The following is a 23,995-nucleotide window of genomic DNA, read 5'->3' as shown; positions in this document are numbered from 1 at the left end:
GCCGTGTTACCTTCGAGGTATGGCGAAGACTCGGGTGACGTTCACCATCGACCCGGCGGACGCCGCGCGGCTCCGCCGGGCGGCCCAGCGTGCGGGCGTGACCGTGTCGGCGTACATCGAGTCCAGGGTCCTGGCCTCGGTCGAGCAGGACGAGGCCATAAGCGCGGCGTTCCGGGACGCGGACGCCGCGACCGCCGCCGCCTACGCCGCCGCCGACGCCGCCATCTGGCCGGAGCCCGAGCCGCTGACGGCGGAGGACAAGGCGGAGGCGGACGCCGTCCTGGAGCGGTTCTTCGCCAAGATGCAGCGCTCCGCATGACGGCACACGTCGTCTACGACAGCGGCGCGCTGATCGCCGTCGAGCGTGGCAGCGCGAAGCTTCGCTACCTGCACCGAACCTGGCGGGCTGCCGGAATCACGCCGGTCGTCCCCGGCCCGGTCCTGGCGCAGGTCTGGCGGGGCGGGGCCCGCCAGTACGCCCTCGCCGAGTTCCTCAAGCAATGCCGGGTGCACGTGGCCTACACGGTGGACGACTACCGGCGCGCAGGCTGGATGCTGGGCCACGCCGACCTGCCGGACAAGAAGCGGCCGGACGCGGTGGACGCCCTGGTCGTGCTGACGGCGGTCCTTCACCACACGGACACGGTCGTCACCTCCGACCCCGCCGACGTGGCCGCCTATGCCGCGACGCTCGACTGGAAGCTGGACCCTGTGCTTGTGTGACCGGCGACTTCGCACGAGTGCCGTGACCCCGTGGGTGCGAACGTCCGCATCGGCCAGGTCGGCGTCCCCTTACCGCCGATCGATACCGAACTCGTAGGCCACTTCCCAGCGGACGTCCGGGACGATGATGTCCGCCGTCTCGACGGGGCGGCCATCCGTGTCGTAATACGTGCGCTCGATTTCCAGTACGAGGTCCCCGAGGCTGATGCCCAGCAGGTTGGCCTGTTCCTGAGTCGCGCGTGCGGGGCGCGGAACTTCTACGGCGGTGTCGATGGCGACTCCGATCGAGCGCATCCGTTCCACCACGCCCTTGCCCGCGAGCGGACCCATCTCGGGCAGGACGATCGGCGTGCCGTCGGTGATGGACATCGGCTCCCACGAGGTGGAGAGCTGCACCGGCTGCCCGTCGGCCAGGAACTCGTACCGGGTGACCACGCAGAGGTCGCCCGGCTCGATCGCGAGCCGCTCGGCGATGTGCGCGGGAGCCGGGGTGCGGGCCTCGCTGTGGGACTCCCAGGTGCCGGCGCTGCCCCGCTCCTCCATGTCGGCACGGAACGGCGAGCCGCCGCGGCGTTCACGGTGGCGCGAGCGCACCATGCGCATGCGCTCGCGCGGCTTGCGGACGTAGGTCCCGGAGCCCGCGCGCCCTTCGAGCAGGCCTTCGACGATGAGCCGGTCCATGGCTCGCTGCGTGACATTGCGTCCTACGCCGTACTCCTCCGCGAGCTGAGCTCTCGACGGCAGACGCTCTCCGACGGCCCACTCCCCGGCGAGCACGCGTGCCCGCAGCGAGTCGGCCACCTCAAGGTACGGCGCCTCTCGGGGCATGTGCGGCCCTCCATTCACACGGGACATTGACAAGCTACTGCATCAGGTCCAAGCTACTGAAGTAGAACTACGGGGCGTGATCACTCGCTTACCAGGGGGATGGTTGTGCGCTCTTACCGCACTCGGGCCGCCGTACTGGCCGCGCACTTCGCTGCGATGGCGGGCCGGGAGCCGCAGGCTCGGGAGACCCCCGAGGTGATCCGCATCGAGGTCGCGATGCCCGTGCGGCTGAGCGAGCCCGGACGGCGGGCACTCTTGTCGGCGCTGGCCGACGCCGACCGGTACGGGCACGACATCACGGTCGACGGTGCGACCGTCTGGGCCGAGATCGACCGGTGACTCCGCTTCCTCACGACAGAAAGGCATGGCGCATGGTCCCGTCACTGCTGCGATTCGCCAACTGGGTGCGGGCCCGGTTCACCACTCCGCCCGGGCGCCACCGGGCCGGTGGTGGGAGACCCGCACCGCCACTGCCTGCCCCACTCGTCACCGTCCGGCGGCCGGCCGCGACCGTGCGGCACTGGTACGAGCCCCTCGACGGCGGTGCCAGCGCGCTGGTGAGGCCGTATCTGCGGGCGTGCGAGCGGGAAGAGGCGTGCCCGTGCGCGGGGGTGGCCGGATGAGCGTGCGGGAGTTGCCGTGGTCCGGCGCCGAGGGGAAGCGGAGTTACGTCATCGGTGACGGTGACGGCGACGGCCCCGTGTCCCGGCTCGCGGACGAGAGGGAGGCGGCCCTGCTCGGTCTGGCGAGACACGTGCTGGGCCGGGCCGAACGTACCCTCGCGGGCTCGCGGGCGGCGGACACCGAGCTGCTCGGCCTGGTCGCCCACCTGACCGACGCGCTGGGCGACGCGCTGCGGATCATCGAAGGCGACTGAGCCGCCCCGCCTCTCAGGAGCGCTTCGGCTCCAGGTGCAGCGCGGTGATGCCGCAGTCGAACTGGCGGGCGGCGACCAGGCGGAGCTGCTGGTACGCCCCGGTGTCGGCGAAGACGGGCAGGCCGGCGCCGAGGGCGACCGGGTTGACGAGCAGGTGGAGCTCGTCGATCAGGTTCGCGGCGATCAGGCCCTGTACGAGGGTGGCGCCGCCGTAGGCGATGAGGTCGCCGCCGGACTGGGACTTGAGATCGGTCACGATCTTGGTGAGGTCCCCTCCGGCGACGACGGCGTTGTCCCACGGCGACTCCGTGAGGCTGTTGGAGATCACGACCTTGGGCGTGTTGTTCATCTTGTCGATGGACGCCTGGTCCTCGCCCTCCGGGCCGGCCGCCCAGGCCGGGATGAAGCCCTCGGCGAGCTTGCGGCCCAGCACGATGCAGTCGACCGGCTCGGTGAGCGCGTCGAGGTAGGCGTTGATGTCGTCGGTCCAGGGGCACGTCATCCAGTCCATCTCGCCGTTCGGGCCGGCCATGTAGCCGTCGACGCTCATCTGGACCTGAAGCTTGAAGGTGCGCATCGGATGCTCTCCTTGAGTCGGTTGGTAAGAAGACCGGGAGCGGCTCCGAAACTCATCGGCCGTAGCGGAACAGAAATCAGCGTGGCATCCGGCCGCCCACGGCGTACGGCGATCGGCCGGTCAGGTCGCGAACAGCAGGTCGGCGAGGGAACGGAAGACGTCCTCCGGGGCGCGGTCGCCGACCGGGTCGGTGAGGTTGTGCGTCAGGAGCAGCGTCGCGAAGCCGTGGGCCAGGGACCAGGCGGCGATGCCCGCCAGTCGCGGGTCGTCCGTCTCCACGGCGTCGGCGACCGCCTCGCGGAGGCGGTTGCCGGCGCGGGACTTGGCCGCCAGCAGGGCCGGGTCGGTGGGGTGGTGGAGGTCCGGTTGGAACATGACCTGGAAGTGCGCGGGGTGGTCCATGGCGAAGCGGACGTACCGTACGCCCGCGTCGCTCAGGTCGGACGCGTCCGCGAGGGTCGTCGCCAGGAGGTCGAAGCCCTCCGTCGCGATGGCGGTCAGCAGACCGGCGCGGTCCTTGAAGTGGTGGGCCGGGGCCGCGTGGGACACGCCCGCGCGGCGGGCCAGGTCGCGGAGGCTCAGGGCGGCCGGGCCGTCGGTGGTGATGGCGTCGAGGGCGGCGGTGAGGACGGCCCGCCGCAGGTCGCCGTGGTGGTACGCGCGTCGGCTGTCGGTGCTGCTGGTCATGGGATCAGCGTATGCCGGATCTAGGCATTGACAAGTTGGGGTGTCGAGGGGACGCTGGATCTAGGCAGTGTCTAGATGGGGACGGGGAGTGGGTCGTGGACGTCACGCGCGTACGGCAGATGTGGCACCTGCTGGAGCCTCTGCACGCCGTGCTCTACTACGCGCCGGAGGCCTTCGAGGAGGCCGCCGCGCTCGGGTACGGCACCGAGGAACGCTGGCCCTCCTACTTCGCGTGGCGCGCCGCGCCCCTCGGGCCCGTGGGCGCCGGACCGGTCGCGTCCGCGTTCTACAGCTTCAGCCCCGCGATGGTGGAGCGGTACATGGCGGCCGCGTGGGAGGTCGCCGCACCAGGGGACGTCGTGGAGGCGCGGCTGCGGGCGATGGACCGGTTCTACCGCAGGCTGCTCGGGGAGCAGGCGGACGAGCTTGAACAGGCCGCCCGCCTCGCCCGGCGCGCCGCCGAGGCCGCCGTACCCGCCGGGCGGCCGCTCGCCGCCGCCAACGCCGCGCTGGAGTGGCCGAAGGCACCGCACCTGGTGCTGTGGCAGGCCGCGACCGTGCTGCGCGAGCACCGCGGGGACGGCCACGTGGCCGCGCTGCTCACCGCCGGGCTCGACCCGGTCGAGGCGCTCGTCTCCTTCGCCGCCGTGGGCGCCGCGTCCACGCGGACCTTCGCGAGCCGCGGCTGGAGCGAGGACGACTGGGCGGCCGCCCGCGAACGGCTCGCCGCGCGCGGGCTCGTGACCCTGGACGGTACGGCGACCGAGGCGGGGCGGGCGCTGCGCGCCGAGGTGGAGCGGCGTACGGACGAACTCGCCGCGGCTCCATGGGCGGCGCTCGGGGACCAGGAGACGGCACGGCTCTCCGAACTGCTCGGCGGCGTCTGGGTCGCCGTCCTCGGGGCCGGGCTGCTGCCCCGCGAGAACACCCTGGGGGTGGGCAAGGGGTAACACCTACGATGCGGGCATGCGTTCGCCCCGTACCCGTACCGCTGCCGTCCTGCCCGCCGCGGCCCTCGCCCTCACCGCGTCCCTCGTCGCCGGGTGCGAGGCGGCCGGTGACGGCTCGTCGGGGCCTGGACCGTCGTCCCCGAGCGCGGCGGTCCCGCTGGACAACCCGGACGGTACGAAGCCGGGCCTTGCGCCCGTCATGTCGGACGCCGACCGGGCCGAGGCGCGGCGGCTCATCGAACGGCTCGCCGTGAAGGGGCGCGGGCCGAAGACGGGTTACGACCGGGACGAGTTCGGTTACGCCTGGCTCGACACCGCCGACGGCGTACCGCTGGCGCGCAACGGCTGCGACACCCGCAACGACCTGCTGCGGCGCGACGGGCAGAAGCTGCGCTTCCGTGACGGTTCCGACTGTGTGGTCGTGGCGATGACCCTGGACGACCCGTACACCGGCAAGGCCATCGATTGGCGCAAGCAGCGGGCCTCCGAGGTGCAGGTGGACCATGTCGTACCGCTGTCGTACAGCTGGCAGATGGGCTCCTCCCGCTGGCCGGAGCGCAAGCGCGAACAGCTGGCGAACGACCCGCTGAACCTGCTGCCGGTCGACGGGCCCGCCAACTCCTCGAAGGGCGACTCGGGCCCGGCGTCCTGGCTGCCGCCGCACAAGGCGATCCGGTGCTCGTACGCGGTGCGCTTCGCCCAGGCGGCGCTCAAGTACGAACTGCCGGTCACCGCGGCGGACAAGGGCGCGATGCTGCGGCAGTGCGGTGGTTGAGCCCGCAGCCGGGACGGTACGCGCGTCGTGACCGCCCAGTCCGCGACCGCCCAGTCCGCGACCGCCCAGTCCGCGACCGTCCACTCCGTGGCCTCCGCCAACTTCCGGCGTCGACTCGTTCATGCTCGGCCTCATCATGACCTGCGGCGCGGTCGGCGGCGTCCTCGGAGCGCTGCTCGCGCCCAGGGCACGGCAGCGCTTCAGCGTCGGTACGGTCATGTCCTTCGGGCTGCTCATGGCCGCGTTCTTCACCGTGTCCAGCCCCCTGGCGGCCCTGGTGGCCCCGCACAGCCGGTTCCTCGCGGGTGCGGTCCTGCTGGTCGGCGAGTTCGGTCTGACCGTCGGGGCGCTGCTCTTCAACGTGACCCAGGTCAGCCTCCGGCAGAGCCTGTGCCCCAAGCACCTCCTCGGCCGGATGAACGCCTCCATCCGCTTCGTCGTCTGGGGCAGCATGCCGCCGGCGGCGCTGCTCGCGGGCGGGCTCGGCTCGGCGATCGGTGTGGTGCCGACGCTGTGGATCGGGGTGGTGGGCGGTGTCGCGACGGTCCTGCCGATCCTCACCATCGACAAGGTCATGACGGCGGCCACCGCCGCGGCAGTGGACACGACGGCGGTGGGGCGGGCGCCGTGAAACACGGCCGAGCCGGACAGGCCGCCCCCTCCGACGGTCTGTCCGGCTTCCCCCGTGGTCCCCCGTTTGTCCCCCTACTGCTCCCCGAGCTCCTTGAGGTCGAGGATGTCCTTGGCGGCCGGCTGCTTCGCCGGGACCGGCTTGTTGTAGTCGAGGAAGGACATGGTGCCGGGCTCCTCGCCGCCCTTCTGCTCGATCTTCAGCAGGTACGGCTCGCCCTCCGTGGCGACGTAGATCTTGTACGTCGCGTCGCCGTCCTTCTCGGTGAGTATCAGCGCCTTCTTGCCGTTGACGGTGGTCTCCTCGCCCCGCTGGGCGGAGTTGATGCCCGTCTCGAACTCGGCCAGCATGGTGTCCAGTTCGCACATTTCGAGGCTGTCCTTGGCCTCCGGGTCCGTGACGTCGGTCTTCACCCAGCGGCCCTTGAGCATCTTCAGGACCGCCTCCGTCTCCTCCGGCGAGCCGCCCTGGTTCTGCTCCCGCAGGAACGCCTCGTCGAAGCGCATGTAGGCGACCTTCCCGGTCCTGATCAGCTCCGCGGTGCCGGTGGGGCCCATGGAGATGGTCCCGGCGCACTTTCCCTTGGTGTCCAGGGCCATGAAGGCCTTGACCGGGCCGTCGGACATCTGGAGGTTCGCGTCGAGGGTGAGCGAGTCGGCCGTCTTGGTGGCCTTGATGGCCTTGTTGGCGATCTGCGGGCCGGAGAGCCCGGCGAACGGACCGGTCTCCTCGACTCCGCCGGAGGAACCGAAGGGGCCGCAGGCCGTCAGGCCGAGCGCGGCGGCGGCGCAGAGGGCGGCCAGGGCGGGGCGGGTGAAGGCGCGGAGGGTGGTGGAAGGCATGGGGGAGTGTTCTCCGGGGTGAGGTGGAGCGGGGGATGGGAGCCTGCGGTGGGGTGGAAGGGGCGGCTAGAGCTTCAGATCCCACTGGACGGCGTCGTAGTCGAAGCCGGGGCTGACCTCGACGGTGAGCGTCTTGGCGTCGGCGGGGGCGTCGAAGGCGTACTTCACGGTGGCCTTCTTGCCGGGCAGGATGTCGCCGTTGAAGCCGTTGCCGTACGTGTCGCCGTCGAAGATCTCCTCGGCGGTCACGCCCTCCTTGCCGGCGCGGGCGCTGACGCTGAGCGAGTCGGTGGAGAACTTCTCCTTGCCGGCGTTCTCGACGACGATCGTCAGCTCGTAGGCCTTGTTGCCCTCGGTGTGGCCGACCGCGAACTCGCCGGGCTTGACGGACTTCGCCTCGGACACGGTCACTTGCACGTCGTTGTCGTAGACCGAGGTGTCACCGGCGGCCAGGGGCTTGCCCTTGGTGGCGTCGTCCGCCGCGCCGGCGTCCTTCTCGGCCGGGTCGCCGCCCTTGTCGGCGGCCGGGTCCTGCGACGCGGTGTCGGCCACCCCCTTGTTGTACTCGTCCACCACGTCGTCCATGGCCTTGTAGGTGAGCACGGCGCCGACGACCGAGAGGATCAGCGAGACCAGGCCGAGAACCGCGCCGGTCGTCGTGACGCCCTTGTTCGTGGCCTCGCCCCGCTTGACGCGGCCGCGGCCGGTCAGGCCCAGGATCACGGCGATGAGGCCGAGGATGCCGGCCAGCCAGAACAGGAACGGGATCAGCCCCGAGACCGCCCCGATGATGCCGAGGACCAGCGCGGCGGTGCCGAGCCCGTTACGGGCCGGCAGCGGGGCGGGGGCGCCGCCGTACGGGCCGGGGCCGCCCGGATAGGGCTGCTGGGCGCCGTACTGGGGCTGCTGCGTGAAGTCGGACATGGGGGCCTCCCGGACAGTGACATGGGTTTGTGTCGGGGCCCGTGCAGTTGCCCCGTGTGGCGACGGGTCAATAAGACCAGAGCCTGTGAACCGAGTCAACACGGTTCAGGGGATCTGGGCTGGGTCACACTGTGAAGGGGAGTCTCTTGTGTACGGCTGTAGGATCGGCGCCACAGCAGCAGACGGAAGGAGTCAGCCAGGTGCCGGACAACGCAGCAGAGGTGACCGCGGCCGGGATCGCCCGCCTCGCCGGGGTGGGACGGGCCGCCGTCAGCAACTGGCGCCGTCGGCACGCCGACTTCCCCAAGCCCGTCGGCGGCACCGAGACCAGCCCCTCCTTCGCCCTCGCCGACGTCGAACGGTGGCTGCGCGCCCAGGGCAAGCTCGCAGAGGTACCGCTGCGCGAACGCGTCTGGCAGCAGATCGCCGGGCACCCGGCCGGGGCGGTCGCCGCGCTCGTGCACGCCGGCTGCGCCCTCCTCCTCGTACGGGAGAGGCCCAGCGGCTGGCTGGAGCTGACCGCCGTGTCCGACGAGCGGATGGCCGAACTGCTGCCCACCGCCCTGGAAGAGGTCCTGACGCTCCGCTTCGGGATCGAACGGGCCGTCCCCACCCCGCCCCCGACCGAACTCGCGCCCTCCGTCCCGCTGCTGCGCGCCGTCACCGAGCTCGCCGCCGAAGCCGGCGCCCGGCAGGCCTTCGAGTTCCTCCTCGGCCGCCACCTGGATGCCAACCCGCGCCAGTACACCCTCACCCCGCCCGGCCCCGCCGCGCTCATGGCCCAACTAGCAGGCCCCGCCCGGACGGTGCTCGACCCCGCCTCCGGCACCGGCGCCCTGCTGCGCGCCGTCGCCGAACCCGCCGCCCTGTACGCCCAGGAGACCGACCGCGACCTCGCCGCGCTCACCGCACTCCGGCTGGCCCTGCACTCCGGCGCCGAGGTCCGCGCCCGGGTCGGCGACTCGCTGCGCGCCGACGCGTTCGGGCAGCTCACCGCCGACGCGGTGCTCTGCCACCCGCCGTTCAACGAACGCAACTGGGGCCACGACGAACTGGCCTACGACCCGCGCTGGGAGTACGGCTTCCCCGCCCGCACCGAGTCCGAACTGGCCTGGGTCCAGCACGCCCTGGCCCGGCTGCGCCCCGGTGGCACCGCCGTCCTGCTGATGCCCCCCGCCGCCGCCTCCCGTCGCTCCGGCCGCCGCATCCGCGCCGACCTGCTGCGCCGCGGCGCGCTGCGGGCGGTCGTCGCCCTCCCGGCCGGGGCGGCACCCCCGTACGGCATCCCGCTCCACCTGTGGGTGCTGCGCAAGCCCGCCGCGGGCGCCCCCGCCTCGCCGGAACTGCTGCTCGTCGACACCGCCGAGCACACCGACACGGGCCGCGACAAGCTCGACTGGCCGGCCGTCCACACCGCCGTACTGGACGCGTGGCTGCCCTTCGACAAACACGGCACCGTCGCCGAACAGCCCGGCGCCCACCGCTCCGTCCCGGTCATCGAACTGCTCGACGACGACGTGGACCTCGCCCCCGCCCGCCACCTCCCGCCCCCGGCCGCCGCCGGCGGCGCCGAGGAACTGGCCGGGGTGCGCGACCGGCTCACGGCCGTCCTGCGCCGCACCGCCGAACTCACCCCGCTCCCCGCCCGGCCCGCGGCACACACCGAACCCGCCCGCCTCCCCGGCGTCACCGTCGGCGAACTCGCCCGCACCGGCGCCCTCGAACTGCGTACGGGCGGCTCGGGCACCGCCGGCGGGTACGTCACCGCCGGCGGGCCCCTCACCGTCCGCGGGGCCGTCACCGTCCTCACCGAGCAAGACGTCCTGACCGGGCAGGCCCCCTCCGGGAGCCTGCCCGAAGGCACCGGCGAAGAGCCCGTGCTCGTACGCACAGGTGACGTCGTCGTCCCCGTCCTCGGCGGCGGCTCCATCGCCCGGGTCGTCGACGAGGCCACTGAGGGCGCCGCCCTCGGCCGCAACCTCCAGCTGCTGCGCCCCGACCCCGCCGCGCTCGACCCCTGGTTCCTGGCCGGCTTCCTGCGCGGCACCGCCAACAACCGGCAGGCCAGCAGCTACGCGTCCACCGCCACCCGCCTCGACGTACGGCGCCTCCAACTGCCCCGCCTCCCGCTCGCCGACCAGCGGCGGTACGGCGAACGGTTCCGGGCGCTGGCCGAGTTCGAGGAGGCGCTGCGCGTCGCGGGGCGGCTGGGGGAGCGGCTGGTGCGGGGCATGTACGACGGGCTGACGGACGGCACGGTCGAGGCCTGAGCACGGGTACGGGACCCGGCTCGGTGATCGGTTCGACAACGGTTCCGCACAACCCGGAAGCACTTGTCAGTGTCGGTGTATACGCTCACTTCCGAATCCGACTCGTTCGCCCAGGAGCAGCAATGTACGGCCCCGGCTACGGCATCGTGCCACCACAGCCCCGTCGCCCGTCGACGACGGCGGTGGTCGTGCTGCGCGTCGTCTTTACGCTGCTCCCGCTGCTCAGCCTCGGCTTCCTCACCTGGGTGACGACGCTGCGGCTGGCGATCGTGACGCGCAAGGCACTGGACTGGGTCCTGTTCGCCGTATCCCTCGTGGTCGTCGTCCTCGCGTTCATCCTCCTGCCGGTGGACGAGGTCGACAATTGGAAGGCGGACGTGGCGATCGGCGGGATCCTGCTGAACGCGGCCGTCTTCACCGGCTATCACCTGTACGCCGACATCCGCCACCACGAGCGGCGGCACGCGGCACCCGCGCCGGTCACCCCGTACACGACGACGTACCCGCGGCAGGCGACCGGTTACGGCTACCCGCAGGCGCAGGCCCCCGCCCAGCCGGCCGCCCCGCCCCCGCCCCAGCCCCAGCCCCAGCCGCAGGTCCAGCCCCAGCCGCAGCCCCAGCCACAGCCCGAGCCCTTGGCGAAGCCCCAGTCGCAGCGCATCCACCAGGTGCGCGCCGAGCTCGACGAGCTCAGCGACCTCCTCCGCAACGACCCCAAAGACCCCAAGGACCCCTGGGAAGAGGGCAAGTGAACGGGCGGGTCATCGCCGACAGGTACGAGCTGTCCACCGTCATAGGCCAGGGCGGCATGGGCCAGGTCTGGACCGCCTACGACGGCCGCCTCGACCGCCGCGTCGCCGTCAAGCTGCTGCGCCCCGACCACATGGCCGCCGCCACCGCCGCCGGCGAGATGCGCCGCCGTTTCGTCCGCGAGTGCCGCGTCACCGCCCAGGTCTCCCACCCCGGCCTGGTCACCGTGCACGACGCGGGCAGCGACGGCGACGACCTGTACCTGGTCATGCAGTACGTCGAGGGCGCCGACCTCGCCGACCACCTCGCCGAGCACGACCCGTACCCCTGGCAGTGGGCGGTGTCCGTCGCCGCCCAGCTGTGCGCCGTGCTCGCCGCCGTGCACGCCGTGCCGATCGTCCACCGCGACCTCAAGCCGCGCAACGTCATGGTGAAGCCCGACGGCACGGTCACCGTCCTCGACCTGGGCGTCGCGTCCGTCATCGACACCGACACCACCCGCCTCACCCACACCGGCTCACCCATCGGCAGCCCCGCCTACATGGCACCGGAGCAGGCCATGGGCGGCGCCGTCGGCCCGTACACCGACCTGTACGCGCTCGGCGCACTCCTCCACGAACTGCTGAGCGGGAACGTGCCCTTCGCCGGCTCCACCGCCCTCGGCGTCCTCCACCGCCACCTGTACGAGCCGCCGGTGCCCGTCCGCCAGCTGCGTCCCGAGATACCCGAGGCCCTCGAAGCCCTGGTGCTGCGGCTGCTCGCCAAGGACCCGCAAGCCCGCCCGTCCTGCGCGCAGGAGGTGTACGAGTCCCTCGCCCCGCTGCTGCCCACGCGGGGCGGCCCGGCCGGGCCCCTCGACCCCACGCGCCCGTTCCTCCGCCCGCACGCCCCCTGGCCCGACCGGGCCACCACGCCCGCGCCCGTGCCGCAGCCGGCCGTCCCGCCCGCCGCGACCCGCCCCGATGTCGCGGCCGCCGTCGACGAGGTGAAGCGGCTGCTCGGCGAGGGCAGCATCACGCAGGCCGTCGACATCCTCGGCGGGATCCTCCCGGCCGCCGCCGCCGAGCACGGCGAGCACTCGCCGGTCGTGCGGATCCTGCGCAAGCAGTACGCGACGACGCTGATGGACGACGGCCAGTACCGGCGGGCCCTGCCCGAGCTGCGGCGCCTCGCCGACGACCGCGCGGCCGAGGCCGGACCGGCCGACCCACAGACGCTGCAGTTCCGGTACGACGCGGCGCTGTGCCTGGAGCAGCTGGGCGAGACGGCCGCCGCGCTCGCCGAGTACCGCGCGGTCCTGCCGTACTGCGCGAGCAGCCAGTCGGCCGGCGCCGACCCCGCCCGCGCCTTCGACATCCGGCACCGCATAGGGCACCTGCTGCTGGCGATGGGCGACCACACGGCGGCCCAGCAGCAGCTGCAGAACCTGATGTACGACGCGGAGCGGGCGTACGGGCCGTACCACCCGCTCCCGGCGGAGCTGCGCCGCGCGCTGGAGCGCCAGCAGCGGATGCGGGGCCTATGAGGCCGCGGCCGCCCGGCAGTACACCGAGTCCGCGACCCGCCCGAGCCCGGTGAGCCCCGCCGGGCGCGCCCCGGCATCCGGGCCGAGGACGACGACCGCCCCGGGAGCCGCCAGGTCCCGTACGGCCGCCAGGTCGTGGTCGCCGTTCACCACGATCACGCCGTAGCGGCGGTCGGCGATCCGCTCCCGTACGTCCGCGTCACCGAAGCCGCCCCGTGCGATCCGCGCCGCGTCCGCCGTACCGGCCCCGCCGCCCAGCGCCAGGTTGCCGCGCACCATGTTCTCGCGGGTGGGCGAGGTGTCCAGCGGGTCGACGATCGTCAGCCGCGCCTCGACGCCGTCGCGCCGCAGCATCCGTTGCAGCGCGGCCGCGAACAGTCCGTGCAGGGTGCCGATCTCCAGCACGTCGCCGTTCGGCGGGGCGAGCAGCGGGACGGTCGCGAGGCGCCCGCACACGTCCGAGACCGTGCCGGCCAGGCCGCCGGCCCCGAGCGCCTCCACCGCCACCAGGTGGCGGTAGGCGACGGTGATGTCGTGCCGGGCCCGGTCGCCGCCGTCGCCGGTGACGGCGCGCACTTCGCGTACGAGGGTGTCGACCTGGGTCGCGGTGGGCATCCGGTGCCCGTCGCGCCCGGCCTGGTCGAGCAGCAGCCCGAGGCCATAGCTCTGGCGGCGCAGGTCGGCCACTTCGTGGTGCAGGGCGTCGAGGTCTGCCTGGAACGTGGTCGTCACGCGCTCCATGCGCTGCTCGACCAGGGCGAACGCGGGGCGCAGGACGCGCTTCGCCAGCCGGTTGCTCAGAAGAGAGGGCATGCGGGGCAAGCTACGCCGCCCGGCCCGCCGTGGGGGTCACGGCACGGTGGTGCACGGGTGAAGTCTTGGTGGCGCGCAGGCGACTCGCGCCGCGGACCGCCACCAGGACGACGAGCGCCAGGCCCCCGATGCCGGCACCGGCCCGCAGCCCGGGCGGCCGGAAGGAGCACGAGACCGCTGTCCGGTCGCCGCCGACGTCAAACGCCACCAACCCGCCGTACGAACCGGCCGGGCGGCCCTCGCAGCGCCAGCCGGCGATGCGGGGGGCGGCCAGGACGGCCGTGCCGCGGGTGCCCGGGGGCAGGTCGGCGCGGATGCCGTCGCCGGTGACGTGGACCGTGACCGCGCCGGTCGCCTTCAGCCGGGCCACGGCAGCCGACAGCCGGGCCCGGTCCAGGCAGCCGACGCTCCCGCGCGGCGGGACGGCGCCGTCACCGGACAGGGTCACCGTCACGCCCGCCGCCCGCTGCGTACCCAGTGGCGTCATCGGGGCGCGCCGCTTGGGCAGGCCGCCGCGGAGCTCCACCGGCTGGCCCGCCCCGAGGCGGGCCGTGCCGGTGAAGTCGGGCGCCCACAGGAAGACGTCGCTGCCGACCGGGCACGCGCCATCGGCGGGGAGGTCGTAGACGCGTGACCCGAGCAGCAGCTCCTGGTTACGGAACGGCGAAGCCCCGTACCGGAGTTCCCGGCCGGCCGGCCGGACCGTCACGAGCGGCAGGACGTCCGCCCGCCGTACCAGTGAGGAGTCCCGCCACCGCGCGCCCACCCCGAACAGCGCGTCCGTCACCGGGTTGTCCAGGGACTGCAGGTTCCGCCCGTTCGACGTCCACCCGCCGCCCAGCGCCGCCAGCGTCCGGGTCAGCACCGCCGGCGTATGGCTGCTGTAGTACGCGGCGCCCTGGCCGCCCACCAGCAGCGGGTCGTTGCCCGTCAGCTGCGGGCGCCCGGGGTCGGTGCGGTAGCGGGGCCACCCGTCGGCCCCGGCCACCGCGGCGGCCCGCGCCTCGTGCGCCGCGCCCCAGGCCGGGTAGTCGTCCAGCCGGGCGGGCCGCTCCCGGTCGGCGTACGCCGTGGTCGCCGCGGCCTGCCCGACCAGGACGCCCGCCAGCAGCACGGCGCCGGCGATCCCGTACCGCCGCGCCCTCAGGCGTACCAGCGCCACGCCGCCGACACCGGCCACCAGCCCCGCCCCGAACAGGGCGTACGCCCACCAGGACGCCAGGTCCCCGAAGGCCGCGGCCGCGACGACCACGCCCAGGACCAGCGTTCCGCCCGCGAGCGCCCGCCACCCCGGCCAGCCGTACGACACGCCCGTCCACGCAGCGAGCACCACCACCCCCGCCAGGACGAACGTCTGGCGGTACGGGCTGCCGTTGGGCGTGGCGAACACGTGCCAGACCAGGTGCGTCGGTTCCCACTGCAAGGACAGCACCACGCCCACCACGAGCCCCGTCCATATCCACCGCTCCCGCCCCGGCACCCCCCGGTGGAACGGCAGCGCCGCCGCCAGCAGCAGCGCACTGGTGCCCAGGAAGACGGCCGGGGTGAAGAAGCCGTACGTCGCCGGCAGCATCCGCGCGGCCATGTCCCCCCAACCGGCGGGCGCGAACTGCCGCGTCCAGCCCGGGTAGGCGTGCCGTGACCCGAGGAAGACGGGTACCAGGACCGGCGCGGCGAGCCCGATCCCCAGGAGCACGGTCCACGCCGCCCGTCCCAGGAGCCGCCATCCGGGGACCGCGCGCGCCACCAGGACCAGCGCCGCGCCGATCGTCGCCATGTACGCGGTGTAGAAGTTGGCGACCCACGCCACCGCGACGACCACCGGCCCCAGCACTGGATGCCGCCCCGTCCGCACCCACTCGCCGACCAGGCACAGCAGCGGGAAGGCGATCAGCCCGTCCAGCCACATCGGGTTGTACGACGCCTCGATGACGGACCAGCCGCACAGCGCGTACGAGGCCCCCAGCACCGCCGCGCCCCACCAGGGGCCCGGGCGCTGCGCGAGCAGCAGCACGCTCATGGCGGCGGCCGCGACGGCCATCTTCAGGACCGTGATCACATACACGGCGAGGTCGATGTCGTCGCGCGGGAAGAGACCGACGAGCAGCGCGAACGGGCTGGTGAGGTAGGTGCCGAGGTCCGGCAGGAAGCTCGTGCCGTAGCCGGAGGACCAGTTGAGCAGCAGCCCGCCGTCCGCCCGCCCGTGCAGCAGGTCCCACAGGTGGGCGTGGAACGGCACGAACTGGTTGCCCAGGTCGTTGATGCCGCGGGTGCGCGGCCCGAAGGGGAAGGTCCGGGCGACGGCGTCTCCGGCGCAGACGGCGAGGGCGGTGAGGAACCCGGCGAGCAGCCCGGCGAGGGCGCCGGCGCGGGGCACGTGTCTCTGCATGGTGGGGCCGAATATGCCAGCGCCCACAGGCGAAAACACCGCTCTCCTGGCCCAGTTCATTCAATGGTCGCCTGACCGCCATGTGGAGCGACCGCCACCGACACGCACATCGGTTGTCGTTCTTCCGTGCTGATCTCGATAGTTGTGCCGTGTTTCAACGAAGAGGAGATCATCGGCCGCTTCCACGACCATGTGACCACGGAGCTCGATTCCCTCGCGGCGGAATTCGCCGCGGACCTCACGGTGGAATACGAGCTGGTCTATGTGGACGACGGAAGTCATGACCGTACGCTCACCCTCCTCCAAGGGATCGCGGCTTCGGATTCCCATACACGTTATGTCTCCTTCAGTCGCAATTTCGGCAAGGAGGCGGCGATGCTGGCCGGCCTGCAGCACGCGGGCGGGGACGCGGTCGTCATCATGGACGCCGACCTCCAGCACCCGCCGGAGCTGATACGCCGCATGCTGCGGCTGCACGGCGAGGGCTTCGACCAGGTGATCGCCCGGCGCACCCGCACGGGCGACCGGGTGACCCGTACCGTCGCCGCCCGCGCCTACTACCGGCTGATCAACCGGCTCGTCGACGTCGAGCTCGTCGACGGCGTCGGCGACTTCCGGCTGCTGTCGCGCCGGACCGTCGACGCGGTACTGGAACTCACCGAGTACAACCGTTTCTCCAAAGGTCTCTTCGCCTGGGTCGGATTCCGCACCACCACCTTCGAGTACGAGAACGCGCGGCGCGAGCAGGGCCGCTCGAAATGGACCTTCGGCAAGCTGCTCAACTACGGCCTGGACGGTCTGATCTCCTTCAATGACAAACCGCTGCGGGCCGCGCTCTATCTCGGCCTGCTGCTGGTGTCCCTCGCCACCGCGTATGCCGCCTGGATCGTCGGTGTCGCGCTGGTGAACGGTGTCGACACCCCCGGTTATGTCACCCTGCTGGTGACGGTCACGGCACTCGCCGGCGTACAGATGGTGATGCTGGGACTGGTCGGGGAGTATGTGGGCCGTATCTATTACGAGGTGAAACGGCGCCCGCACTTCCTGGTGAAGGCGACCAACACCCCCGTACCGCACCGACCACCCCGTGGGGAGCTCGTACGCCGATGACCGTCCGGGGCCAGATCGTCAGGTTCGCGCTGGTGGGCGTGGTGAACACCGCCACGTACTACGGCTGCTACCTGTTGTTCCTGACCGTCGGCCTGCCCTACGTGGCCGCGCATGTCGTCGCGTTCCTCACGTCCATGACCGGGTCCTTCTTCCTGAACTGCCGCTTCACCTACCGGACCCGTCCGACGTGGCGGAAGTTCCTGCTGTTCCCGCTGACCAATGCCGCGAACTTCGTGATCACGACGAGCGGTGTGTGGCTGCTGGTGGACGGGGCGGGCTTCTCCAGCCGGTACGCGCCGCTGGTCGCCGCCGCGGCGGCCATCCCGATCACCTTCGTCGTCTCCCGGACGATCATGCTGGGTCCCGAGACCGCCCGGACGCGTGAGTCGTTGACCCAAGCAGTGGCTCGGAAGTAGTGGCCTACGCCACTTCCACTGCATACCATCGATCACCGCACGGTCGTTCCCACTGACGCACGACCCACGCCGGGAGGCTCCTTTGCACCGCCTGCGCAGCCAGCATCGCCGCCGTCGCACCGCGCTCTCCGTCTCCGCCGCGCTCCTCGCCGCGGCACCGCTCCTGGCCGGCTGCGGAAGCGACGCCCACCCGGGCGCGGCGGCCGTCGTCGACGGCGACCGGATCGAGGTGGCCGCGCTCCAGGCCCAGGTCAGGGACGTACGCAGCGCCCAGGAGGCGTCCCCGCAGGCGAAGCAGCTGATCGAGGCCACCGGCGACCTGAACCGCGAGAAGCTCAACGGGATGATCTTCGACCGGGTGGTGGAGAAGGTCGCCGCCGACCACGGGATCACCGCCAGCCGCAAGGAGGTCCAGGAGACCCGCCGGTCCGCCGCGGCCCAGAGCGGCGGCGAGGAGCAACTCGCCGCGATGCTGCTCCAGCAGCAGGGCGTCGCCCCCGACGAGATCGACGGCGTCGTGCGGCGCAACGTCCTTATGAACAAGATCGCCGCGAAGCTGGGCGCCGGGAACACCCCGGAGGGGCAGCAGAAGCTCACCGAGGTCTTCGCCGCGGCCTCGAAGGCCCTCGACATCGACGTGAACCCGCGGTACGGCACGTGGGACAACGACAAGATCCAGCTGGGCGAGTACAGCGCGCCCTGGATCCGGCAGATCGGCAAGCAGCAGCAGATGTAGGTTCGAGGGGTGAACGCCGACACCCCCGACACCCCTGGCCGTATCGTCCTTCTCACCGCCAGCCACCGCGTCGCGCCCGGGCTGCTGTCCTGGCCCGCGTGGCGGACGCTGCACGCAGCCGACCGGGTCCTGTGCGCCGACGACGCGCACCCTCAGCTGCCGTACCTGCGTGAGGCGGGCGTCACGGTGGAGATCGCCGCGCCGATCGCCGAGGAGCTGGTCGGCGCCTGCGCCGGGGGCGCCACCGTGGTGGTCGTGGCGGCCGGCGAGGGCGAGGGCGCCCTGACGGACGGGCTGGCCCGCATGGCGGGCTCCGGCCGGGTCGCGATGCCCGACCTGGAGCTGCTGCCCGGCTCGTACGACCTGCCGGGCGCCCGGCTGCTGGACCTCGTCGAGGTGATGGACCGCATCCGCCGCGCATGCCCCTGGTCCTCGCAGCAGACCCACAAGGGCCTGGCGAAGTACGGCATCGAGGAGGCGTACGAGCTCGTCGAGGCCATCGAGGACGGCGACCGCGACGAGCTGCGCGAGGAGCTCGGGGACGTGCTCCTCCAGGTGGTCTTCCACGCGCGGATCGCCCAGGAGCACGAGGAGGAGCCGTTCTCGATCGACGACGTGGCCGGCACGATCGTCGACAAGCTCATCCACCGCCACCCGCACGTCTTCGGCGAGGAGCGCGCCGAGACGCCGGAGGAGGTCAAGGAGCACTGGCTGCGGACGAAGGCGATCGAGAAGCGGCGCGCGTCGGTGACCGACGGCGTCCCGCTCGGCCAGCCGGGCCTCGCCCTGGCGGCCAAGCTCGCGAGCCGGGTCCGCAACGCGGGCCTGGACGTCCCGCTGCCCTCCGGCGACGGCCTCGGCTACGAGCTGCTGGCCCTGGCGGTACGGGCGGAAGCGGCGGGCGTGGACCCGGAGGCGGCGCTGCGGGCGGCCGGCCGGGCCTACCGGGACGCGATCCGCGCGGCGGAAGCCGCCGGGGCGCCGGATACCGTCGAGGAGTGACCGACCGGAACCCCCCGCCCGCCGCGCCCGAGCTCTTCACCTGGGAGTTCGCCACCGACCCGTACCCCGCCTACGCCTGGCTGCGGGAGCACGCGCCCGTGCACCGCACCAAGCTGCCCAGCGGGGTCGAGGCGTGGCTGGTGACCCGGTACGCGGACGCCCGGCAGGCGCTGGCCGACCAGCGGCTGAGCAAGAACCCGGCGCATCACGACGAGCCCGCGCACGCCAAGGGCAAGACCGGCATTCCGGGCGAGCGCAAGGCCGAGTTGATGACGCATCTGCTCAACATCGACCCGCCGGACCACACCCGGTTGCGCCGCCTGGTCTCGAAGGCGTTCACGCCCCGCCGCGTGGCCGAGTTCGCGCCGCGTGTGCAGGAGCTCACGGACCGGCTCATCGACAACTTCGCTACAAAGGGGAGCGCGGACCTCATCCATGAGTTCGCCTTCCCGCTCCCCATTTACGCCATTTGCGACATGCTGGGCGTGCCCCGCGAGGACCAGGACGACTTCCGCGACTGGGCCGGGATGATGATCCGGCACGGCGGCGGGCCGCGCGGCGGGGTGGCGCGGTCGGTGAAGAAGATGCGCGGGTACCTCGCCGAGCTGATCCACCGCAAGCGGGAGGATCCGGGCGACGACCTGATCTCGGGGCTCATCAGGGCCTCGGACCACGGCGAGCACCTCACCGAGAACGAAGCCGCCGCGATGGCCTTCATCCTCCTGTTCGCCGGTTTCGAGACCACCGTGAACCTGATCGGCAACGGGGTGTACGCCCTGCTGCGCAACCCCGGCCAGCGCACCGCGCTCCAGGACTCCCTCGCCGCCGGAGAGCGCGGGCTGCTGGAGACCGGGGTCGAGGAACTGCTGCGCTACGACGGGCCGGTGGAGCTGGCGACGTGGCGGTTCGCGACCGAGCCGCTCACCATCGGCGGCGAGCGGATCGCGGCCGGCGACCCGGTCCTCGTCGTGCTCGCCGCGGCCGACCGGGACCCGGAGCGGTTCACCGAGCCGGACACCCTCGACCTGGCGCGGCGCGACAACCAGCACCTGGGGTACGGGCACGGCATCCACTACTGCCTCGGCGCACCGCTCGCCCGGCTGGAGGGGCAGACCGCGCTCGCGACGCTGCTCACCCGCCTCCCCGACCTTCGGCTTGCGGTGGATCCGGCCGATTTGCGGTGGCGTGGGGGGCTGATTATGCGGGGACTGCGCACACTCCCGGTCGAGTTCGCCCCTATTGAGAAGTGACGCTCCGTCAGAACTGTGATCTTCGCGTAATCTCCGCTGCATCGACTTGTGACTGGCGTTCGAATGCCGCTACGTTCACCCCCACCTCAGCAGTCACGCGAAAGGCAGCACCGCATGCGCTCCGGGAACGGCCGGCACCGACGACCCCGTCAAGCCCCCGCCATCGTCGTCGCGGCAGGGGTGACCGGATCCGCCATCGCGCTCCCGCTGCTCGGCGCGGGTTCCGCGTCGGCGGCGGACGCCACCACATGGGACCGGGTGGCCGAATGCGAGTCCGGCGGCATGTGGAGCGCCGACCTCGGCAACGGCTTCTACGGCGGCCTGCAGATGTCGCAGGAGACGTGGGAGTCGTACGGAGGTCTCGCCCACGCCGCGCGCCCCGACCTCGCCAGCCGCACCGAGCAGATAGCCGTCGCCGAGAAGGCCTACGCCGCGACGGGCGTCAAGATGTGGGAGACCTGCGCCCCCATCGCGGGCCTGGGCGGCGCCACCACGACGCCCGAGGCCGACCTGGGCATCGTGCCCACCGCGCCCGGTGAGACCGCCCCGGCGGCGCCCGAGGCGACGGACCCCGCCGAGACGCTCGAGGACCCGGGCGCGCCCGAGGCGTCCCAGCCGGCCGACCCGGCCGGGACGCTCCTGCCCACCGAGCCCACCCCGGCGACGCCCGACCCGACCGGGACCCCCACCGGGACCCCGACCGGGGACCCGGCCCAGAGCCCCGCCCCCGGCACCGGCAAGCACCGCGGCGAGGCCGACCCGGAGGAGCCCGCGGCGACCGACCCGAAGGCCCCGGCCGCCCCTGCCACACCGGAGGGCGAAAGCACCACCAAGCCCAGCGGACCCACCGATCCCACCGATACCGGCAATTCGGTCACCGGGCGCGAAAACGACGGGCATGCCTCCCGGGGTGACGGGGCGACACGCGACCCGGGGAACGTCGAGCCCGGCGCGTACACCGTCCGTCCCGGCGACAACCTCTGGACCATCGCGGACGAGCACCAGTTCCCCGGTGGCTGGTCGGCCCTCTATGAGGCCAACAAGGACACCGTCGGCGCCGACCCGGACCTCATCCTTCCTGGCCAGAGCCTGGAGCTGACGCCGGATCAGCCCTGAGCGCGGGGTAAATGTCCGCTTCTGTGTAAGTGAGACATGAATCTCTTCGCCCCAACTGGCGCGCCAACGCCGACCGAACCGCACAATCCGCCCGTCACCTGCGTAAACGCCCGTCAAGGGCAGGCGCGTACGGGCGGATTGACCCCGATGTCCGTCTTTGAACTTCGGGGAGGTCTGTGTCTACCGTCGTGACCGCTCGCCACCGCGGGCCCCATCGACCGGAACGCCGAATCCTGCCGCCGGTCGACGGGAACAGTCGTCGCGTCACGCGCCGAAGGCAGGAGCGGGGGACCCAAGGTAAGTGCCGGCCCGGCAGTCATGGAGACATGGCACCGACAACCGGCTTGGGGTGAAGCCGCGCGCACAGCAGTGCCGCGCGGCCGGGCAGCTCACGCCCGAACCCGACAGCTCACCTCGCAGGCGTCGGTGAGGAGATGTCCCATGCTGTTCTCCAGCAAGGCCAAGCACCGTCGCCCCTCCAAGGCCGCCCGGTTCGCCGCGTTCGCCGGCATCACCGGTGTGGCCGTCGCCGCCCCGCTGATGGGCGCCACGTCCGCCTCGGCCGCCACCGCCGCCGAGTGGGACAAGGTCGCCCAGTGCGAGTCCGGCGGCAACTGGTCCATCAACACCGGCAACGGCTACTACGGCGGTCTGCAGTTCTCGGCCTCCACCTGGGCCGCGTACGGCGGCACCGCGTACGCCCCGACCGCCGACCAGGCCTCCAAGTCGCAGCAGATCGAGATAGCCGAGAAGGTCCTCGCCGGCCAGGGCAAGGGCGCGTGGCCGAGCTGCGGCGTCGGCCTGTCCAACGCCTCGTACGACGGCGGCGGCGCCGAGCAGGCCCAGCCGCAGCCGCAGCAGGAGCGCACGGCCGAGCAGCCCACCACGCGCAGCGAGCAGCGCACCGCGCCGAAGGCCGAGGCCGCTCCTCAGGCCGCGCCGAAGAAGACCGTCACCACCCCGACCGGCAAGAAGGTCGAGAAGGGCGACGGCGAGTACAAGGTGAAGGCCGGCGACACCCTCAGCATCATCGCCGCCGAAAAGAAGGTCGCGGGCGGCTGGGAGAAGCTCTTCGAGCTGAACAAGGACATCGTCGACGACGCCGACCTGATCTACCCGGGCCAGCAGCTCCACCTGAGCTGAGCCCCGCGCACCACCCCGGCCCGGCGTGTCCTTCCCCTGTATGCGCCGGGCCGGGGTTTCCCGTCGCCGCACCTGCCGCACCCGCCGCACCCCTGAGCGACCCCCCGCACACCACGGCTACCAGCCAGTAAGTTTCGTGGCGTTTTGCCCGTAATGCCGACTCGTGAGCCCTTTTTCGTCCCAGGAGGCGGGCGTCGGCCGGCTCCGGCCCTCAGGGCGGTTAGGCTCTTGCCGCAAGGCCAAAGAGACCCTGCACCGCATGCGTCACATTTTGCGTCACATCCCAGAAGGAGATGCTCGTGCCGTCCATCGACGTCGTCGTAGCCCGGGAAATCCTGGACTCCCGAGGCAACCCCACGGTCGAGGTCGAGGTCGGCCTCGACGACGGCAGCACCGGCCGTGCTGCCGTCCCGTCCGGTGCGTCCACCGGAGCGTTCGAGGCCCTCGAGCTCCGCGACGGTGACAAGGACCGCTACCTCGGCAAGGGTGTCGAGAAGGCCGTCCTCGCCGTCATCGAGCAGATCGGCCCGGAGCTCGTCGGCTACGACGCCACCGAGCAGCGGCTGATCGACCAGGCGATGTTCGACCTGGACGCCACCCCGGACAAGTCGTCGCTCGGCGCCAACGCCATCCTCGGCGTCTCCCTCGCCGTCGCGCACGCCGCCTCCGAGGCGTCCGACCTGCCGCTCTTCCGCTACCTGGGCGGCCCGAACGCGCACCTGCTGCCCGTTCCGATGATGAACATCCTGAACGGCGGCTCGCACGCCGACTCCAACGTGGACATCCAGGAGTTCATGATCGCCCCGATCGGCGCGGAGTCCTTCTCCGAGGCCCTGCGCTGGGGCGCCGAGGTCTACCACACCCTGAAGAAGGTCCTGAAGGAGAAGGGCCTCTCCACGGGTCTGGGCGACGAGGGCGGCTTCGCCCCGAACCTCGACTCCAACCGCGCCGCCCTCGACCTCATCCTCGAGGCCATCAAGCAGGCCGGCTACGCCCCGGGCAAGGACATCGCCCTGGCGCTCGACGTCGCCGCGTCCGAGTTCTACAAGGACGGCGCCTACGAGTTCGAGGGCAAGTCCCGCTCGGCCGCCGAGATGACGGACTACTACGCCGAGCTCGTCGACGCGTACCCGCTGGTCTCCATCGAGGACCCGCTGTTCGAGGACGACTGGGACGGCTGGAAGACCATCACCGAGAAGCTGGGCTCCAAGGTCCAGCTCGTCGGTGACGACCTGTTCGTCACCAACCCGGAGCGCCTGGCGCGCGGCATCGAGGAGAACGCCGCCAACGCCCTGCTGGTCAAGGTCAACCAGATCGGTTCGCTGACCGAGACCCTGGACGCCGTCGAGATGGCCCAGCGCAACGGCTTCAAGTGCATGATGTCGCACCGCTCCGGCGAGACCGAGGACGTCACCATCGCCGACCTGGCCGTCGCCACCAACTGCGGCCAGATCAAGACCGGCGCCCCGGCCCGCTCCGAGCGCGTCGCCAAGTACAACCAGCTGCTGCGCATCGAGGAGATCCTCGACGACGCGGCGGTGTACGCGGGCCGCAGCGCCTTCCCGCGCTTCAAGGGCTGATCTCCGCACCAGCCTCCGTACGTCCCCGGCCACGGTCCCGTACCGTGTCCGGGGACGTACGTACGTAACGGGCAAGGGGAG

26 protein-coding genes and 1 riboswitch are annotated in these 23,995 nt (G+C 72.2%); of the genes, 19 read left to right on the top strand and 7 right to left on the bottom strand.

What is annotated here, in order from left to right; genetic code table 11:
* Positions 1–19 precede the first annotated feature (19 nt).
* Both BKD26_RS18010 and BKD26_RS18005 read left to right on the top strand, forming a co-directional pair.
* Positions 20–319 (top strand): hypothetical protein, encoded by a 300-nt coding sequence (locus tag BKD26_RS18010; protein ID WP_073757555.1) that lies wholly within the window; start codon positions 20–22, stop codon positions 317–319.
* Entirely contained in the window at positions 316–723 is a 408-nt protein-coding gene (locus BKD26_RS18005) for a hypothetical protein (protein WP_084899075.1), read from the top strand. Before BKD26_RS18010 ends, BKD26_RS18005 begins: the two co-directional genes overlap by 4 nt.
* A gap of 69 nt (positions 724–792) precedes the next feature.
* Here BKD26_RS18005 and BKD26_RS18000 read toward each other — a convergent pair whose 3' ends face one another.
* The gene (locus tag BKD26_RS18000) at positions 793–1,551 is read right to left on the bottom strand and encodes a GntR family transcriptional regulator (protein WP_084899074.1); all 759 of its coding nucleotides are present in this window, start codon (positions 1,549–1,551) and stop codon (positions 793–795) included.
* 105 nt (positions 1,552–1,656) lie between these two features.
* On the opposite strand from BKD26_RS18000, the gene BKD26_RS17995 reads away from it, so the two are divergent.
* Genes BKD26_RS17995 through BKD26_RS17990 form a run of 3 tightly spaced genes read left to right on the top strand, consistent with a single transcriptional unit; the run spans position 1,657 to position 2,428 of the window.
* Positions 1,657–1,890, top strand: coding sequence for a hypothetical protein (locus BKD26_RS17995; protein ID WP_084899072.1), 234 nt, complete (start codon positions 1,657–1,659; stop codon positions 1,888–1,890).
* 32 nt (positions 1,891–1,922) lie between these two features.
* Positions 1,923–2,174, top strand: a complete 252-nt coding sequence (locus BKD26_RS40290) for a hypothetical protein (RefSeq protein ID WP_179166579.1) — start codon at positions 1,923–1,925, stop codon at positions 2,172–2,174.
* Positions 2,171–2,428: a hypothetical protein gene (locus BKD26_RS17990; RefSeq protein ID WP_084899070.1), complete on the top strand. Its 258-nt coding sequence runs from the start codon at positions 2,171–2,173 to the stop codon at positions 2,426–2,428. Before BKD26_RS40290 ends, BKD26_RS17990 begins: the two co-directional genes overlap by 4 nt.
* A 13-nt stretch (positions 2,429–2,441) precedes the next feature.
* Here the strand turns inward: BKD26_RS17990 and BKD26_RS17985 are convergent, their stop codons facing one another.
* A complete protein-coding gene (locus tag BKD26_RS17985) occupies positions 2,442–3,005 on the bottom strand; it encodes a dihydrofolate reductase family protein (protein ID WP_084899069.1) in 564 nt (187 codons plus the stop codon).
* A gap of 120 nt (positions 3,006–3,125) precedes the next feature.
* Positions 3,126–3,692, bottom strand: a complete 567-nt coding sequence (locus BKD26_RS17980; RefSeq protein WP_084899067.1) for a TetR/AcrR family transcriptional regulator — start codon at positions 3,690–3,692, stop codon at positions 3,126–3,128.
* A 119-nt stretch (positions 3,693–3,811) separates the two neighbouring features.
* On the opposite strand from BKD26_RS17980, the gene BKD26_RS17975 reads away from it, so the two are divergent.
* The 3 genes from BKD26_RS17975 (at position 3,812) to BKD26_RS17965 (ending at position 6,048) form a co-directional block, all read left to right on the top strand.
* On the top strand, positions 3,812–4,642 hold the full coding sequence (locus tag BKD26_RS17975) for a hypothetical protein (protein ID WP_084899356.1): 831 nt from the start codon (positions 3,812–3,814) through the stop codon (positions 4,640–4,642).
* A 16-nt stretch (positions 4,643–4,658) separates the two neighbouring features.
* Entirely contained in the window at positions 4,659–5,417 is a 759-nt protein-coding gene (locus BKD26_RS17970; RefSeq protein WP_084899065.1) for an HNH endonuclease family protein, read from the top strand.
* 136 nt (positions 5,418–5,553) lie between these two features.
* Positions 5,554–6,048 carry a hypothetical protein gene (locus BKD26_RS17965; RefSeq protein ID WP_179166578.1) on the top strand — a complete coding sequence of 165 codons (495 nt, stop codon included), beginning with the start codon at positions 5,554–5,556 and terminating at the stop codon, positions 6,046–6,048.
* Positions 6,049–6,122: 74 nt separating this feature from the next.
* On the opposite strand, the gene BKD26_RS17960 is transcribed toward BKD26_RS17965, so the two are convergent.
* Together BKD26_RS17960 and BKD26_RS17955 are read right to left on the bottom strand one after the other, a co-directional pair.
* Positions 6,123–6,890 carry a hypothetical protein gene (locus BKD26_RS17960; protein ID WP_084899062.1) on the bottom strand — a complete coding sequence of 256 codons (768 nt, stop codon included), beginning with the start codon at positions 6,888–6,890 and terminating at the stop codon, positions 6,123–6,125.
* A 66-nt stretch (positions 6,891–6,956) separates the two neighbouring features.
* Positions 6,957–7,814 carry a DUF4190 domain-containing protein gene (locus BKD26_RS17955; RefSeq protein ID WP_084899061.1) on the bottom strand — a complete coding sequence of 286 codons (858 nt, stop codon included), beginning with the start codon at positions 7,812–7,814 and terminating at the stop codon, positions 6,957–6,959.
* 200 nt (positions 7,815–8,014) lie between these two features.
* Here BKD26_RS17955 and BKD26_RS17950 point away from each other — a divergent pair, with 200 nt between their 5' ends.
* The 3 genes from BKD26_RS17950 to BKD26_RS17940 all read left to right on the top strand — a co-directional run bounded on the left by BKD26_RS17950 (position 8,015) and on the right by BKD26_RS17940 (position 12,359).
* Positions 8,015–10,084 (top strand): N-6 DNA methylase, encoded by a 2,070-nt coding sequence (locus BKD26_RS17950; protein WP_179166577.1) that lies wholly within the window; start codon positions 8,015–8,017, stop codon positions 10,082–10,084.
* A 122-nt stretch (positions 10,085–10,206) separates the two neighbouring features.
* Positions 10,207–10,836 carry a hypothetical protein gene (locus BKD26_RS17945; RefSeq protein WP_084899059.1) on the top strand — a complete coding sequence of 210 codons (630 nt, stop codon included), beginning with the start codon at positions 10,207–10,209 and terminating at the stop codon, positions 10,834–10,836.
* Complete coding sequence (locus BKD26_RS17940) at positions 10,833–12,359, top strand: serine/threonine-protein kinase (protein ID WP_084899058.1); 1,527 nt, start codon at positions 10,833–10,835, stop codon at positions 12,357–12,359. The genes BKD26_RS17945 and BKD26_RS17940 overlap by 4 nt, the downstream gene beginning before the upstream one ends.
* Here BKD26_RS17940 and BKD26_RS17935 read toward each other — a convergent pair.
* Positions 12,354–13,172, bottom strand: a complete 819-nt coding sequence (locus tag BKD26_RS17935) for a class I SAM-dependent methyltransferase (RefSeq protein WP_084899056.1) — start codon at positions 13,170–13,172, stop codon at positions 12,354–12,356. The two genes, BKD26_RS17940 and BKD26_RS17935, sit on opposite strands and share 6 nt — an antisense overlap.
* 10 nt (positions 13,173–13,182) lie before the next feature.
* The gene (locus tag BKD26_RS17930; RefSeq protein ID WP_084899352.1) at positions 13,183–15,561 is read right to left on the bottom strand and encodes a YfhO family protein; all 2,379 of its coding nucleotides are present in this window, start codon (positions 15,559–15,561) and stop codon (positions 13,183–13,185) included.
* A 126-nt stretch (positions 15,562–15,687) separates the two neighbouring features.
* Here BKD26_RS17930 and BKD26_RS17925 point away from each other — a divergent pair, with 126 nt between their 5' ends.
* From BKD26_RS17925 to eno, 8 genes are all read left to right on the top strand, one after another.
* Positions 15,688–16,671, top strand: coding sequence for a glycosyltransferase family 2 protein (locus BKD26_RS17925; protein WP_084899054.1), 984 nt, complete (start codon positions 15,688–15,690; stop codon positions 16,669–16,671).
* Positions 16,668–17,087 carry a GtrA family protein gene (locus BKD26_RS17920; protein ID WP_084899053.1) on the top strand — a complete coding sequence of 140 codons (420 nt, stop codon included), beginning with the start codon at positions 16,668–16,670 and terminating at the stop codon, positions 17,085–17,087. The genes BKD26_RS17925 and BKD26_RS17920 overlap by 4 nt, the downstream gene beginning before the upstream one ends.
* An 82-nt stretch (positions 17,088–17,169) precedes the next feature.
* A complete protein-coding gene (locus BKD26_RS17915) occupies positions 17,170–17,823 on the top strand; it encodes a SurA N-terminal domain-containing protein (RefSeq protein WP_241518710.1) in 654 nt (217 codons plus the stop codon).
* A 9-nt stretch (positions 17,824–17,832) separates the two neighbouring features.
* Positions 17,833–18,825, top strand: coding sequence for a nucleoside triphosphate pyrophosphohydrolase (locus BKD26_RS17910; protein ID WP_084899051.1), 993 nt, complete (start codon positions 17,833–17,835; stop codon positions 18,823–18,825).
* On the top strand, positions 18,822–20,075 hold the full coding sequence (locus tag BKD26_RS17905; protein WP_084899050.1) for a cytochrome P450: 1,254 nt from the start codon (positions 18,822–18,824) through the stop codon (positions 20,073–20,075). The genes BKD26_RS17910 and BKD26_RS17905 overlap by 4 nt, the downstream gene beginning before the upstream one ends.
* A gap of 180 nt (positions 20,076–20,255) precedes the next feature.
* Positions 20,256–21,191, top strand: coding sequence for a transglycosylase family protein (locus BKD26_RS42030; protein ID WP_277622393.1), 936 nt, complete (start codon positions 20,256–20,258; stop codon positions 21,189–21,191).
* 259 nt (positions 21,192–21,450) lie between these two features.
* A riboswitch (cyclic di-AMP (ydaO/yuaA leader) is annotated at positions 21,451–21,629 on the top strand.
* A gap of 3 nt (positions 21,630–21,632) precedes the next feature.
* On the top strand, positions 21,633–22,334 hold the full coding sequence (locus BKD26_RS17895) for a transglycosylase family protein (protein WP_084899047.1): 702 nt from the start codon (positions 21,633–21,635) through the stop codon (positions 22,332–22,334).
* 299 nt (positions 22,335–22,633) lie between these two features.
* A complete protein-coding gene (gene eno / locus BKD26_RS17890) occupies positions 22,634–23,914 on the top strand; it encodes a phosphopyruvate hydratase (RefSeq protein ID WP_107417901.1) in 1,281 nt (426 codons plus the stop codon).
* Positions 23,915–23,995 lie beyond the last annotated feature (81 nt).

Source organism: Streptomyces sp. CB03238 (genome assembly GCF_002099185.1).
In the GTDB taxonomy this organism is placed as follows: Bacteria; Actinomycetota; Actinomycetes; order Streptomycetales; family Streptomycetaceae; genus Streptomyces.
Note: the sequence above shows the minus strand (reverse complement) of the source record. Positions and strands in the feature narration are given on the sequence as shown.